This is a genomic window from Pseudomonadota bacterium (assembly GCA_039815145.1).
Classification (GTDB): Bacteria; Pseudomonadota; Gammaproteobacteria; order Steroidobacterales; family JBCBZW01; genus JBCBZW01.
Map to the genome: position 1 here is coordinate 1 of JBCBZW010000117.1, position 16,306 is coordinate 16,306.

Below are 16,306 nucleotides of genomic sequence, written 5' to 3' on the forward strand. Positions count from 1 at the left end.
CGGCGCGCTCACGCGCGACCTGGCGGGGGATGCGCCGACCGCGCTCAGCACCGCTCAGGCCGGTGAGGCCGTGCTCGCGCAACTCGATCGCTATTAGCTAAGGGACACGGGCACGTGGCAAGCGAAGCCTTCGGTTGCGAGGTCTGCCTCCCCGACGACGTGGAGGCGGCGGCGGCGTGCTGGCCCAAGGTGCCCGTGACCCACGCGCTCATCGCCGAGTCTCACTTCAGCGTGAAGCTGCGACGCTGCGAGCGGTGCGCCCAGCAATTTGTCTCTGTGTTCACCGAACAGATCGATTGGGAGAACGGTGAAGACCCTCAACGCAGCTGTGCTATGCCGATAGACGAGCTCGATGAGGCCCGCTTGCGCAAGGCCCATGCCTCGGGGCGACTCGAGGAAGCGGTGTGTGCGCTCGCGCCCACGCGGCGCAGTGTGAGCACTGACTGGCCGTCTGGTCGGCCGAAGCGGATCGCCTGGACACGCGGCATGACGATCGGCCCGCACGACTAGAGGCGTAGCCGCATCCCGCCACCCTGCATTGTGCCCTGCGTCTGACGGCCGTACCGAGGGCAAAATATGCGCAGCGCTCATCGTGTCACTGGTCGAGCAAACACCCATCATGCACATTAGCTTGAAAGACATCCCTACGATTGGCGGCGCGAGGAGTCGCCGCAAGCTGATACGGGAATCAGCCATCGCCCTTGGAAACGTCTTCCTCGTACTGCTCAAGCGACGGGATGCCCTGACTCTCCGCCTTGGCTCTGCCCTCCGGCGTAACTCGCCCCGCACGATACCCATGCGCTTGCAACAGGGCTGTCGGGTGGCAGCACGACACGTCACAGAGTAGCCAGGCGAGACTCCTGCACACCACGTGGAGGTGTACATCGTATCGCGCCCTGTCCATCGGGTATCGCTGGAGAACAGCTCAAGCAGCCTCCCTAAGGCGCGACCGCACTGAGCGCATATCCGATCGCCTCACCCGTTGAGCGTTTGCATTCCCGAACGGCGCCAACGGTACACCACCGACAAGCTTCGCCGCCTAGCACACCCAAGAGGTTGCTGCGCGACCGACGCTGATTCTCTCCCAACGCTACGCGAGCTTTGCTAGCATCCAAAGTCGCTGAAAGAGACCAATACGCCACATTGATTGGCCCCGGCTACGTCGCCTCTCACGCAATGTGACATAAACGCGCCCGCCCAATCGGAGAGCGCCCGACCGCAGCACAGGACAGGAATGAAACGCTTTTTAAGCACGAACTGGCCCCCCAGGCGGTGGCTATTCTTCTCGTTCGTATGCGCCGTGCTGATCGGTGTAGTCGCGCTGTATGGTGGGAAGGCTGCAAATGAGAGCACCGGATGGACGGAGTCGCCTTCCGGGGACCCACGGTCAGTGCAAGTTCTACCGACGTCACCTGTCTTTGATCCCCGGCCGATTGCACCGCGCGCCGACCCGCCAGCACGCACGATCGTCACCGACACGGACGGTACGGAGTACGCCACCCAACAGCTCCTTATCGTTTTCGCGTCCGATGCAACACCGGATGAGCGCAAGTCTACTCTGCGCTCCCTAGGCGCCACAGTCAGCAAACGATTCGCGCGACAGCCAGATCTGCTGCTGGTTCAGTTTGACGATTTCTCGGTCCCCGAAGCCATCGCACTGCTCTCGCAGGAGGCAAGTGTCAGTCGCATCGAGAAGAACCTCGTCTATCGTCCCAGTCGGGTCATCCCAAGCGATCCTCTCTTCGAAGATCAGTATGCGCTCGACAATGTAGGTCAGTTCGGCGGCCAGGCGGACGCGGACATCGATGCGCCGGAGGCCTGGCAGCTATCCACCGGCACCCGCGATTTCGTCATCGGTATCATCGACAGTGGGATGGACTATACCCACCCGGACCTGCTGGCCAATCTCTGGCGCAACCCAGGGGAGATCGAAGGCAATGGAATCGATGATGATGGCAACGGTTACATCGATGACATCCACGGGATCGATGCGGTACGCAACATAGGTGACCCTCAGGATGCCGAGAGCCATGGCACTCACATCGCGGGAGTGATCGGAGCGGAGGCGAACAACGGAGAGGGTATCACCGGGATCCTCTGGAACTCGCAGATCGCAGCCTGCCGATTCATCGAAGCCGATGGCTTCGGGCTCCTCGCAGACGCCGTGACGTGCCTCGACTACTTCGCCGACTTGCGCCGTGCTGGAGTAAACGTACGGATCACCAACAACTCATGGGGCGGCCCCGCATCCCCTACCCTGCTCCAGGCGATCTCTCGGCACGAGGATCTGGATATCATCTTCGTGACGGCTGCCGGCAATGATGCTGTCGATATCGACACGCAACCCGACTACCCCGCCGCCTATGCGAACAGCAATGTCATCTCGGTAGCATCGACGACCGTCTTCGATCTCCTGTCACTCAGCTCGAACACAGGAGCGCTCAGCGTCGATCTTGGCGCTCCGGGCAGCTCGATACTCAGCACCGCTCCAGGGGGCTCGTACCGTCAGGAAAACGGCACGTCCTTCGCTGCACCGCACGTAGCGGGCGCCGCAGGCTTCGTGCTCTCTTTCGATCCAGAGGCCTCCGGGCGAACAGTCCGGGAAATCTTGTTCGCTGCGGTGGATCCGCTGCCTGACCTCGCTGGCCGCACGGTGACCGGCGGGCGCCTGCGACTGCCGGGCTTCGAGGTAGATCGCGATGCCGACGGCTTACCGGATCTCTACGAACTCAGAGAAGGTTTCGATACGGATGATCCAAGCGATGGTCCGGCAGATGATGATGGTGACGGGCTCTCGAACAGGGAGGAATTCGCCGCTGGGACGTCACCCCGGTCGCCGGATACGGATGGAGACGGATTGGACGATCGCCGTGAACTGGTTGATTTGCTCACCGATCCACTGTCACCAGATAGCGATGGGGACGGCTTGGATGATCGCCGTGAGGTGGAGGAGCTGCTCACCGATCCTCTCGATGTCGACTCCGACGACGACTCGCTGAGTGATGCGCGGGAAGTCGAGGAGTTGCTCACCAACCCTAACGCCTTCGATACGGATGGGGATGGCCTCCCGGACGGGTACGAGGTCAGCATCAGCCTCGATCCGCTTCGCGACGACAGTGCCGAGGATCCAGACGACGACGGACTGAGCAACCTGGGCGAGTTTCAAGCAGACACCGATCCCTTCGACCCGGACACCGACGACGACGAGCTGGATGACAACACCGAGGTGACGGTTGCAGGTACCGACCCGAATCAACCGGACACAGACAATGATGGAACACCCGACGGGTGGGAGGTCCGGTTCGCGCTGAATCCCCTCGATCTGAGGGATGCCAGCACAGACCTGGACGGCGACCTGGTGAGCGCCTTCGGTGAGTTCCAAGGGGATACGGCACCGAATGATCCACGCGACATCCCAGCGGGACAAACCTGGACGAGCATGAGCGGGGATGCACGCCAGGGTGCCGATCGGCCAATCGTCGCGCGCGTCGATCAGATGTCCGTACGCTGGGTCGCTAGTTCCACGGCAGCGAACATCGAAGGCAGCATACTGATTGATGGCGCATTGGTCACCGGCGCGGGCGGCCTTTCGGCGTTCAGCCTCGTAGACGGAACGGTGCTCTGGCAAAACCCGGCGGGTTCGGGGCGCGGTGTTGGCACCGTAGGTGAGTTGATCGTCCGCGATGGGAGTTCAGAAGTGACCACCTGGGACCTGACGACCGGGGAACAGGTCGCCAGCTGGCCCATCCGGCCTCAGGGCTCGCCCAACGGAGAAGCCGTGCTCGAGGGTAGCCGCTTCTACTACATGGATGGATTTCCAGGGTTCGGCGAGCGGCTGCAGGCCACAGACGTATTGACAGGTGAACTACTGTGGAGTGCACCGATTGCCGCGACGGGTGACCTAGCGGCAAACGGGAAGCACGTCCTCAGCATCACCCGAGAGGGCAATCTCACCGCCCTTGACCCGGAGACCGGCGTTATTCAGTACACCATGGACATCCCGAGTTGCGAGCGAACTGGCGATGTCCAGGTCCTCATCGACCGGCGCGGCGAGGCGGCGTACGGGATCCAACGTGGAAGCTGCGTATCGAAGTTTGATCTCAGTAGCGGCGACGTCCTCTGGCAACAGCAGATTCAAGGGCGTCTCACGTTCACGGCCGCGATCACCAGTCACGGCTTAGCGATTTCCGGTGGCGCCGGCATCCTGATGCTCGACCCGACAGACGGCAGTCAGGTGTGGGAATGGGATAGCGGTGGGCAACTGATCGATAGCTTCGTTGCGGCAGAGAACGCGCTATTCCTCGATGTCAGGGAGTTCGTCGTCACCGTCGATGTGCAGACAGGCGCCGAGCTCAATCGGGGCTTCGATGACCTGTTCATGACCGGCGGACTGCTCCTGGGTACGGACGGAACGTTGTTCGAAACCAGCAGGGGCGTTGCCATCGACCTGTGGGGCGACACCGACGGGGACGGACTTCCGGATTACTGGGAACGAGCGAACGGTTTCGATCGTCTGGATCGTGCTGACGGTGACACCGATGAGGATGGTGACGGCCTTACGCGCGGTCAGGAATTCGCCCTCGGCACCGCCCCGGAGGACCCGGATACAGACAACGATGACCTCGACGATGGTCTGGAGGTCAACGAGTTCGGCACCTCACCGCTGGAGCCTGACTCGGACTTCGACTACATCGACGATGGCGTGGAGTTGAACGTACTAGGTACCGACCCAACGGACGCCGATACGGATGGCGATGGCTTCCAGGACGGCGATGAGCGCGACGTCTTCGCCACTGACCCTCTGGATGCAAGCTCTACGCCAGAACAACAGCTCGCCTACGAGGAGAGCTTCGAAGCGGGCTTCCCGCCCGCATGGCGCACGCCCTTCGACGCAGGTCGCGCCTGGGAGGTAGGCCCAGGAGGCACAGACGGCACCTTCGAGCTCGTCGCACCGCAGGCGCCTGACCTTCAGAACACCGTTGCCGAATTCGTTCTCTTTACAACCATAGGAGAGCTTGCCTTCGACGCCGCCGGCGACAGGTCCGGTGAGCTGCGGGTATACGTCAACGGCGTGCAGAGGGCGCGCATCAACGACAGCACCACTACCCGAGTCCGTCTGCCCTTGGCGCCAGGTCAGCACCGGATCAGACTTGAGTTCAATGGGTTCCTCCCCGACGGGGAAGCGATGGCTCGTGTCGATGCGCTCGAGTTCACCGCCCTTGGGAACATCGCGCAGCACATCGGTAGCCTGCTCTACGCCGGATCTGAGCTGCTCGAGCTGACGGTTGGGGACCAGCTTGTCCGGCAGCCGTTGCTGTTTCCCAACTCCGCGTTCTCCTCCGAAGTCGCCTTTTCCAACGACCATCGCGTGATCTTCGGTAACGAGGAGGGCCTCTGGCTGTTCGACCCCCTGACGAGCTTCTCAGTGTTGATCGAGTTAACGGGGGGCCCGAAGGTGATCGCGAGCGGCACCCGCCTCTACCGCAATCTGAACGAACCGGGCCTTGCCTACTACGATCTCGCCTCGGACGAGTTCGGGTCACTCAGTCTGCAGGACTCCTACCGGGACCTCGCCGTCGACGGCACGGGTAACGTCTTCGCACTGGCTTCCTCCGGTACCTTGATCACGGTGCTCTCTCCCACCGGGCAGCCCCTGCGGACCCTCGAGTTCGCACCCAACGTGCCGATGGCCCGCCAGCTTGCAGTGAGCGAGCTCAGCGAGGTGTTCATTGCCAGCGACGATGAGATCATCGCCTTGAGTCAGGTGGGCGAGGTGATCGCTCGCTTGACCTTCGATGCGGATGATCTGGACTACCGACCAGGTGAGGGGCTGATAGCCCTCAACGGCACCCTGGTGACCTTTATAGACCCCACCACGTTTTCCGTGCGTTCGTCAGCGCTGCCCAGCTGCTGCGGCCAGCTCGCGGTGGTACCGGCTAGCGGGCCCGATAGTGATGGTGACGGCATAGCCGATTGGTGGGAAAGCCTGAACGGCCTCAACAGCGCCAACGCCGACGACGCGGGCAGCGACGATGACGGCGATGGCGTCACTGCCCTGGGGGAGTTCCTCGCTGGCGCAGACCCGTTGGTCGCGGACACGGACGGCGATGGGCTGGACGACGGCCAGGAGCTCATGCTGGCGTCGTCCTCCGCCCGTGCCGACACTGATCGAGACGAGCTGGATGACGCACTCGAAGCCAACGAGTTAGGCACATCGCCTACGCTCGCGGACACGGACGGCGACGGCTTGGACGACGGCGTCGAGGCTCTCGCTACGCGCACAGACCCCCTCGCTCGCGATAGCGATGGGGACGGCTTCGACGATGGCTTCGAACTCACCAACGCCTTCGCCCCTCTGGATGCCACAGACCTCACGACCGATCGTGATGGTGACGGCTATTCGATCGCCCAGGAGCTCGCGCTCGGAACCGACTGGCGTCGCTACGACAGTGATGACGACGGTCTTTCCGACCGCGATGAGATCGAGGAGTACGGTACCCACCCGCTGATCGCCGACAGTGACGACGATGATCTACCTGACGGTTGGGAAGTCATGACTGGGACATCACCCACGGTAGCGGCGACACCGGGCGAACTCGCCGACGACGGCGATGGCGATGGGTTCAGCCTGCTTGAGGAATACGCGAGCGGCAGCGACCCGAGGGATGCCACCGACAGGCCCTACACCCCGACCTTCAGCAGTGACGGCAGCAACTCCGACGGTCGCCGGCACTTACCGGTATCTGTTGCACAACCGTCCCAATTCGCGGTGGCGTGGAGTCGCTTCGTTGCGGATGAGGCCGGTGGAGCCGGCAACCTGAACCAGCGTCTCACCACTGGACCGGGCAGCCTGATCGTAGCGGTGAGCGGAAGCAGTGTCTCCCTCGATCCTCGGGATGGCGCCACCCGATGGGTGCTCCCGCGGACTCCCTTGCACACCTTCCGTGGCCGCGAATTAGTCGAGCTGGATACCTTGACAGCAACGCTCAGGCAGCCCTTGACGGGCACCGGGCTCGCCGCGCGAGGCTATGAGCGCGGGAGCCTGTCCCCAGCGGGAGTATCGCTGGCAGGTGCTACCGCGTTCGTTCCCACTACGGACATCTTCGGCGGGCTGGCACTCATATCCGTGGAAGACCTCAGGGCCCGCGAACGTGGCTTGTTGATCGATGCTCTCCATCCTGTTTCCGTCCGCAGCGACGGCGCTGGCACGCTGATCGGTGAACCAGCGCGGTACTTCGATGACAGTTTGTATACCTTCCATCCCACGGGGCGTGAGCTACGCAGATTCCCGTTGGAGGACGTTGACAGCAACACGGCGCCGCAGCCCGTCCTGTCGGCTGAGCGAAGCGTCCTGTACATCACTCGCAGCGACGAACTGGTGCGGATGGACACACGCACCGGTGAGCAAGTGTGGCGTACCGGTGGCGTCGAAAGCAGCCCGGCACCGTCTGCAGGGGCAACTGCCGCCTACGTGACCGCCGCTAGCGGCGGTATCCTTGCCGTCGCACTGAGCAATGGCGACATCCTCTGGAACGCCAGTGTTCCCGGCACCTTGCGCAGCATCGTCAGTACGCTCGATTTCGTATTCGTCTCGAACAACTCCCAGACCATCGTGCTGGATGCTCGAACGGGCGAGGAGGTCTGGGTGCTGGATCAGGGTGGTACCCTTGCCCTCGGCAACGATGCCCGCCTCTATGCGCTCTGGGACGGTGTCGTGACCGCCGTCGATTTAGCGCCGCGTGGAGAGAACGACACCGTGCCGCAAGCGTGGGCTGCACGCTATCCCACCGAGTCCGTTCAACCGGCGATGGACTTCGATGGCGATGGACTCACCACTGAGCAGGAGTTCGCCGCGGGCAGTGCACCTAACCACATCGATACCGATGGCGACGGACTAAGTGACGATGAGGAATACCTCTCGCTGCACACCCGGCCGGATCGCATCGATAGCGACGGGGACGGGGTCGGTGATCTCGACGAGCTGCTCCTCGCACTGACTGATCCGCTCCTGAGCGACACGGACGGCGATACCCTCGATGACTGGCTCGAATGGTCGGTCCTGGGCACCGATCCACGGCAAACCGACAGCGACGGGGACCGCCTTACGGACGATCGCGAAATATGGTTCAACACCGACCCGCTGGACAGCGCCTCCTTGCCGACGTTCATTGCGTGGCCGGTGGAGTCCTTCGAGGACGGGCGTTTGCCGCCTGGCTGGCGAGCCAACGACAACGATGCGATCGAGTTCATCACCGACTCACCACTGGGTCACCAAACCCTAAGCCTGGCCGTATCCGTCGCGACGGCCCCTAAGATCCGCTACCTCGAAGTCCGGGGCTTGTTCCAGGAGGGCGTGCTGCGCTGGAACGAGGATCACTTCGTCATTCCATCCGTTACTTTCGATGGGCAGCCAGCGGCGATAGTCAGAAACCGGGCAGTAGCCGTGAGCAACGGCTACCACGTACTGCGCTTCGAATGGAGCATAGGCGACGCGCTACCCTCGACCTTCGACCGTTTCGTCAATGTCCCTGGGGCTGATTACGATGAAGACCTAATTCCCGACGAGTGGGAAAACAGCTTTCAGCTGGCCGCGCTGGAGAACGACGGACACGACTTCGACGGAGATGGCCTGGACACCCTTGAGGAGTACTTCCTCGGCACAGACCCCTTCGGTGCAAACGGCGCCCCGCTGCTAGCGGCTGTCAGCCCAACGGACGCAGATCAACCCATGCCGGCTGAGGAACCCCCACCCGATCCTCCGCCGCCGCCGGAAGAGCCGCCTCCGGAGGAAGAGGAGGAGCCCCCACCGGAAGAAATGGATGATCAAGACGCGGCGCCCCCAGACTCATCCTCGCCGCCACCCACGGGCGGCGGCGGCGCGCCAAGTAACGGCGGGGGCAGCGCCGGGGGCGGCGGGGGCCTTGGCAGTGAGCTGTTGGTGCTTGTCCTCCTGCTCATGGTCACCAGTCGTACTAACTCACCAGAGCGAAGGCACTGGACCTGACGTCGCCCTCCCGCGGCCACCGCAAGTGCCTAACCTGCGCCGCCTACCTCCCAGGTGGCGTGGGTAGGCGACTGGTGGTTCCGTCGGCAAAGCACGGACAACAGCTCGTACCACTTACCGGGCGGCGGCCGACACGGTGCCGCCCGAACGCAGAGCCTTACCTAGCAGTATCGTTCTCGACAATGGTCTACAACTGACCAGCAAGCGATGTTCTGGTGACAGCGAACGAAGGTGAAGCTGAGCTTCATCCAGCCAGGTAATCTAACTCAGAACGCGTTCGTGGAGCTTCAACGGCAAGTTCCGAGAGTACTGCCTGGATCTGCATTGGTTCGCCAGCATCGACGATGCTCGATCCAAGATCTACGATTGGAGACATCACGACAACCGCATCAGGCCGCCGGGCTGACTACGGATTGGAGCATCGCGCAGCGGGCTTGTACTCTGCTGCTTTCAGGCGGACAGGGTGATCGCGGTGCTCCAGCCCGGCGATGTGCAATTTTAGATAGTGACTTTTCTGCTCGAGCTGGCAGGCCTCAGTCTCGCCTTCATTGAGGTTCGCGTGCCCGGTACTGCGGCCCAGACTGCGACCTACCTGGGTAGGTTGGCCGCGCCCATCGAAGACCTGCGCCGTCGCCACGAGAAGGGGGCCGACGCGGAACAGCGGCTGTCCAACAGCCTCGGCAAGCTGCTCCGGGTCGTCCTGAATCTCGGCACCCTCCCCATACTCATCGTCTTCGCCACCAACGCCTGGCAGGCCTTCACCGCCGACGCCGTCTCTATCGCGTGGCTGATCCCTGAACTGATCAGCCTCGTCGTACTACTTGTCGTCGTGACACTCGGATTGCTGCTGCTTTGCCTGGTACTCTACTTGCTGTCGTCGGTGGATCAGATTTCGCGACCCGCTTTGTCGAAGGAAGAGCCATTGGCACCCTGGGCATTCTGTTAGCGGGTGTCGGTCTGATGCTCGAGGTCTATCAACTGGCGAACGTCATCCATTAGATCAGGGCCCGGGCGTTCACCGCCGCGGCGCGGCGGGCACGGCCCGTGCCGTATCTTGCTTCCGTAGTACCTCACTCAGCTCCTCGCGGATGCTCGCATCGTCGACACGCTCGAGCAGCGCTTGCACGGCGAGTCGATGGGCCGCGACTAACCCCTACGTGGACTTGCATGGCGCTGGTAGTCCTGCTGGCCCCTGACTTGGGACGACTCGAATTGCTCCAGATGGTGCGCGGGCTCTTTCACTGGTACGCGCCGTTGGCGATCTTTGTTGTGGCAGCCTGGTGTCGCCGAGTCGTACTGACAGGCAATTGAAACGCGTGATCGTCGTGAGGTAGTAGTCGAGCGCGGCCGAGACCCGATACGATTGGCAGCGTCAGGTGGGCTGACGCCCCCCTTCGAATCGGGACGCTGAGTTGGTAGGGGTTTGCGGCATGCCCGAGATCTGCTTCCGGATGGCGGTCGGAGACGGTGACGTTGCGCAACAGGTGGCGCGTAAATCTCGCACCGCGCCAGGGTGGTAGCCTGGGGCCATCGACACAGCCTTGCCATAGACGGCAGCCTGGCGGTCCTTCACTGGAGTATGCGCATGACCCGCCGCCCCTTCCCGTGGCCTTTGCTCACAAAAGCCCTGCACACGTCTGCGACCGTCCTGATGATCGCGTTGCTTGGCGCCAGCGGCGCTCACAGCCAGAGCGCCGAGCCGCCCGAGGAGCTCGACCTGCCCACGGACGCCGCCCATGCGGAAGCGGCCCTGATGGCCGAGCTCGAGGCCATTCGCGAGCGTCTCGAGCGAGCCGAGCTGATCAAGGCGAGGGCTAACCTTCAGGAGTTGCAGCTTCTCGGCGAAGAGCACCCAGATCGCTTGCGGCGCCGCTATCAGCTCGAACTGAATGCCTACGATAGTCCCTGGGATGCGGGAGCGTGGCTTGCGTTGCATGACCGGCGCCAGAACAATCGCGCACAGGATGAAGCTCTGGGCGCAGCCTGGCATCTCTATACAATTGCCGAGTCTGCCCAAGAGCGGGCAAGTGCGCTCCTACGTCTGGCAGATCGCTACGCCGACCGCAGTCGTCGGGACACGGCGAGGGAAGTGGCGGCGATCGCCCTGACCCTCCACGACTCCGCCCCCGTGCGGGAAGCCTGGGAGGCACTGGAAGAGCGCCTGCGCTTGCGCATCATGAGTATCAACGCGGAGGCGGAGCAGGCCCTGCCGCGCGTGTGCCTACGCCTATCGCGATCCTTGGCCGCCGTGCAGCCGATTCCGCTCAGCGACCTGGTCGAGATCACCCCCGCGCCCGATGCACTGGTGACCGTGCAGGGAGAGCAGCTGTGCATTGCGGGCCTCGCTCACGGCACACAATACGCCCTGACCTTGCACAAGGGGCTGACCGCCGGTGATGGGGAGGTGTTGGAGAAACCGCTTCAACGCACCGTCGAGGTGCCCCATCGCCAGCCCTCCGTGGCCTTCTCGCCTGGCGCCTACGTGTTGCCACGTACGGCGGATGCGCTGATTCCCGTGCGTACGGTGAACCTGGATGAGGTGCCGCTGGAACTCTATCGCGTCGACGATCGCAACCTGGTGAACCAGGACTTGCGTTCGCTGCTACGCCAACCGCTCTCGCGTTGGCATCGGGCGCGCCTGGAGAATGAGTTGGGAAGCTCCCTGTGGCAGGGCACGCTCGAGGTGCAGTCCGTGGCGGACCGTGAGGTCATCACCAACCTCCCCGTGGAGCAGCTGCTGGCGCAGGAGGGAGAGGGCATCTACGTGTTGTCCGCGCCTCTGGCCGACGACTACAGCCTTGCGGCCACCCAGTGGCTGGTGGTCTCCGACATCGGCCTGACCACCTTCTCCGCGAGTGACGGTTTGCACGTGTTCGCCCGTTCCCTGGCGGACACGCTGCCCCGGGCGAAGGTGGAACTCACGCTCGTCGCCAGCAACAACCGTGTCCTTGGCAAGGTAACCACCGATGACCAGGGCTACGCGCGCTTCGCGCCTGGCCTCTCGGCGGGCAAAGGTGGTGACGGGCCGGCGCTCCTCACCGCCCGTGATGGCAGCGACTACAACTTCCTCCCCCTGACGGGGGCGGCCCTCGATCTTTCCGAGCGAGGCGTGAGCGGTCGACCGGCACCTGGCCCCGCCGATGCCTTCCTGTACACGGAACGCGGCATCTACCGCCCCGGCGAGACCGTGAAGCTGAGCCTGTTGCTGCGGGACCCTCGGGCCATGGCACTGGCTGACCTGCCGCTCACCCTGCGCGTCACCAAACCCGGCGGCCTGGTGGTGCTGGAGAAGGTGCTGACGAGTGATGCTCTGGGCGCCGCTCACCTATCGATCCCGATCGCCAATACGGCCAATGCTGGTCAGTGGGGCGTGACGGCTCGCCTGGATCCCGACGGTATGCCTGTCGGCAGTACAAGCTTCCAGGTTGAGGACTTCGTGCCGCCGCACATCGAGGTGGAGGCATCGATGTCCGCCCCGCGTCTGCAAGCGGGCGGCGGGGGTGCCGTGAGCGTGGCGGCCAACTATTACTACGGCGCGCCGGCGGCTGATCGCCCCGTGCAGGTACAGCTGCTGATCGATGCGGACCCGACGCCCTTCGCGGGCTACGAGGCGTTCAGCTTTGGTCGCGAGGAGCTGGAGTTCTCGCCCGTGCTGCAAAGCCTGCCAGCGGCGCGTACCGATGCGAGGGGAGAGGCCGAACTCCAGTTGCCGCTTCCGGCCATTGCCGATCGCAGCCAACCCCTACGCGTGCGCGCCACGGCCGCCGTCGACGACGTGGGCGGGCGCGCGGTGTACGAGACCGCGACGGCGGCCATCGACACGCACGAACGCTACGTGGGCCTACGAACACTGTTCGGCGCCGGCGTGTCGGAGGGCGAGGCCGCCACCTTCGAGTTGGTGGCCTTGAGTCCAGAGGCAACACCCGTATCCCAGGCACCCCTGCGCTGGCGCTTCGTGCGCGAGCGCCACAACTACCTGTGGTACAGCAGCGGCGGGCGCTGGCAATGGCGCGCGAACGTCATCGACGAGCCGGTGGTGAGTGGAGAAGGCGTCGCCGACAGCGAGGGGCGCCTCGCTCTGGAACGACGCTTGCCGCCGGGGCGCTATCGCCTGGATGTCTTCGACGGGGGAGGCACGGCCTCTGCCTCGCGGCGTTTCAACGTGGGTTGGTGGCGCGGCGCCGGGGTGGCGAACGTGCCCGATGCCCTGGACCTGACCCTGCGCCCGCCGGCGGACGGTAACAGCATGCAACGTACGGCGTTCATCGACGCGCCGTTTGCCGGCCGTGCCTTGGTTACCCTCGGCAACGAGCGTTTGCATCGAAGCTTCGAGGTGGAGCTGCCCGAAGCAGGGCGCGAGATCACCTTCGACATCGATCCTGCCTGGAGTCCCGGCCTGTACCTCATGGTCACCGCGTTTCGTCCTGGTGCGGGTGAGCCTTCACCGCTGCCGACACGCGCTACGGGCCTTGCCTGGGTGGAAGTGGGTGTGGCGCAACGCAGGCTGGCGGTGACGCTCAGTCCTCCCCCGGAAACGCGGCCGCGCGGCCCTGTGACGATTCCCGTTTCCGTGGACCTTCCGTCGGGTATCGGCGGGCGGCGCGTGGCCATGACCGTGGCGGCGGTGGACGCCGGCGTCCTCGCCCTCACCCGCTTCCCCACGCCAGATCCAGCTAAGCACTACTTTGGGCAGCGCGCCCTGGGCGGTGACGTACGGGATGTCTATGGTGACCTCATCGCGCCCCTGGATGGCCCCTTGGGCGCAGTGCGTTCCGGTGGCGACAGCGCTGAAGACAATCTCGGGGGGCTGGCCGTGCGCAGTTCCCGCCTGGTGGCCTTGTACCAACGGGATGTGCTCCTCGACGAGCAGGGACGCGGCACGATCACCCTGGACTTGCCAGACTTCAACGGCCGCTTGCGCCTGATGGGCGTGGCCTGGACTGATCGTTCTCTGGGGGCGAGCGACGCGCCCTTGCTGGTGCGCGATCCCGTGGTGGCCGAGCTGGTGCTGCCGCGTTTCCTTGCCCCGGGAGATCGGGCCGACGCGCGCCTGGATTTGCGCAATCCCAGCGATGCGCCGATGACCTTCGGCCTCGCCATCGAGGCTGCGGGCCCCGTGCAGGTGGAACTGGCAGCGGGTGACATCACGCTGGCGCCCGGGGAAGGCCAGGTGCTGCCGGTACGCTTGACGGCGCAGGAGCCGGGCGTCGCTGACCTCGCCGTGGAGATCGACCTGGCCGATGGCAACGTTCTGAAGCGCGAGTATGCGCTAGCCGTGCGGCCCGCCTCACCCAATATCACGGCGCGCGCGCTTACGCCTCTCGCTCCCGGTGAAGTGTTGACCGTGGAGGGAGATCTCGCCGCAGACTTCCACCCCGGCGCCCACGTGAGTTGGCTGGCGACGAACGGGAGTTCCGTGGATGTGCCCGGACTGCTGGCCGAACTCGATGGCTACGCCTACCGCTGCACGGAGCAGGCCATCAGCCGCGCCCTGCCGCACCTGCAGTCCGATGCCCACTTCAACGAAGTGACCACGGCGATCGCGCAGGTGCTGGATCGTCAGCGCTACGACGGTCGCTTCGGCCTGTGGTCCCTCGGCGACGGTCAAGGCCTTTGGATCACCGCCTACGCCTATGAGTTTCTATCGCTAGCGGCAGAGCAAGGCTACGATGTGCCGAGCGCCTCCCTGCGCCTGGCGGAGCGCGCCCTCGGCGGGATGGTGAACGGTGCAGCTCCACCTTATGCCGCTGCCTACGCCGCTTACGTCCTGGCGCGCACGGGCAAGGTGGCCCCCGCCGTCGTACGACGCTTCGTCCTTGCCAACGGGAACTCGCTCCCCACACGCATCGCAACGGCCCATGCGGCAGCAGCCCTGGCCTTGATCGGTGATCGCGAGCCGTCTGATCGCCTCTTCGAGCGCGCCTTGCGCCAGACACGCACCAACATCTCCTATCTCGAAGACTATGGCTCCGATCGACGCGATGCCGCGGCCATGCTCACGCTCATGGCCCGTCACACGGATCTCGGTGCTCGCGGCGCGGCCTTGAGCGAAGCGCTGGAACGGGCCCTCACCGCTAGCGACCCCCTCCACATGAGTACGCAGGAGCTGACCTGGTTGCTGCTGGCAGCAGAGCAACTCCAGGCAACGGCTGGGGAGTTGTCCCTGCGGGTGGATGGGCAGGAGCGCGGCGTACCCGAGGGTCGCCTTGGCCTTGCGAGCGGTAAGAAACCGGTGGAGACACCCAAAGAAATCGAAAACCTGGGCGATACGCAGGTGCGCCTGATCCGTCGCGTGCGTGGCGCGCCGATCACCTCACCCGCGCCTCAGTCTGATGGCTACGCGATCCAGCGGCGCTGGTATGACGCCGATTCGGGCGAGCCGGTCACTGCGCAGACGGTGGTGCGCGGCCAGCGCCTGGTCGCCGTGATCGAGGGAGAATCGACGCGCGCTGCCAACAAGCAGCAGCTGCTTGTGGTGGATCTGTTGCCCGCTGGCTTTGAGATCGAGAACGGTGCCCTCGGCGGCACCTGGGCCCAGCTCCCCCTGGCGATCGGCCCCCTGAGCGACGTGGAGTACGCCAACGCCCGTGACGATCGTTACGTGGCTGCGCTGACAGTCAATGGCCCTGCGCGCTTCCGCTTGGCCTACCTGGTACGGGCGACCACGGAGGGCGAGTTCGCGATGCCGGGCGTGCAGGTGGAGGACATGTACGCGCCGCGCTTCCGCGCCATCGGCCCAGCAGCACGCACGACGATCACGGCAGCCCAGTGATGATCCCGAGCGAGCTGCGACAGTGATGCGCTTTCCCTTTAGCTCGCGGCGTCGCCTGTGGCTGGCCGCGATCGGTGCGCTTGGAGGCGTTGCCTCGCTGGTGGTCATCGCGTTGGCGATGCTGGATCACCGCCATCCGGTGGATCTGTCCCGTGCGCAGATGCTCGGACGCGTGCTGCACGATCGCCACGGTCAGCCCCTGCGCTATCGCCTCGCCGCGGACGAGCGCTTGCGCCTGCCCGCGGCGGTGGATGCCGTCGACCCGCTCTTCCTGCACATGCTCGTGGCGTACGAAGACAAGCGGTTCTATCGGCACGCTGGCGTAGATCCCTTAGCGACGGTGCGCGCCTTAGGTCAGTGGATTCGTCATGGTCGCGTGGTATCAGGGGCTTCGACGCTCACGATGCAAACCGCACGTCTGCTGGAAGCCAGGCCGCGCAGCCTAGGGGCCAAGCTCGCGGAAATGGGGCGCGCGCTGCAGCTCGAGCGCGCGTTGAGCAAGCAAGAGATCCTGTCCCTCTACCTGCGTC

At 64.4% G+C, this 16,306-nt stretch carries 5 protein-coding genes; all 5 read left to right on the forward strand.

The window, feature by feature from the left end:
• Nucleotides 1-114: 114 nt before the first annotated feature.
• Nucleotides 115-510, forward strand: coding sequence for a hypothetical protein (locus AAF184_20350; GenBank protein MEO0424700.1), 396 nt, complete (start codon nucleotides 115-117; stop codon nucleotides 508-510).
• Between the two features lie 880 nt (nucleotides 511-1,390).
• Nucleotides 1,391-9,004, forward strand: coding sequence for a S8 family serine peptidase (locus tag AAF184_20355; protein MEO0424701.1), 7,614 nt, complete (start codon nucleotides 1,391-1,393; stop codon nucleotides 9,002-9,004).
• Between the two features lie 505 nt (nucleotides 9,005-9,509).
• Entirely contained in the window at nucleotides 9,510-9,950 is a 441-nt protein-coding gene (locus tag AAF184_20360; GenBank protein MEO0424702.1) for a hypothetical protein, read from the forward strand.
• Between the two features lie 639 nt (nucleotides 9,951-10,589).
• A complete protein-coding gene (locus AAF184_20365) occupies nucleotides 10,590-15,776 on the forward strand; it encodes an MG2 domain-containing protein (protein ID MEO0424703.1) in 5,187 nt (1,728 codons plus the stop codon).
• A 25-nt stretch (nucleotides 15,777-15,801) separates the two neighbouring features.
• Nucleotides 15,802-16,306 (forward strand): transglycosylase domain-containing protein (locus tag AAF184_20370; GenBank protein ID MEO0424704.1); only part of this gene is annotated, 505 nt, incomplete at its 3' end.

Bases quoted from the DNA above. Each gene is read 5' to 3' on its own strand.
- AAF184_20365 (MEO0424703.1), top strand. From the start codon at position 10,590: ATGACCCGCCGCCCCTTCCCGTGGCCTTTGCTCACAAAAGCCCTGCAC.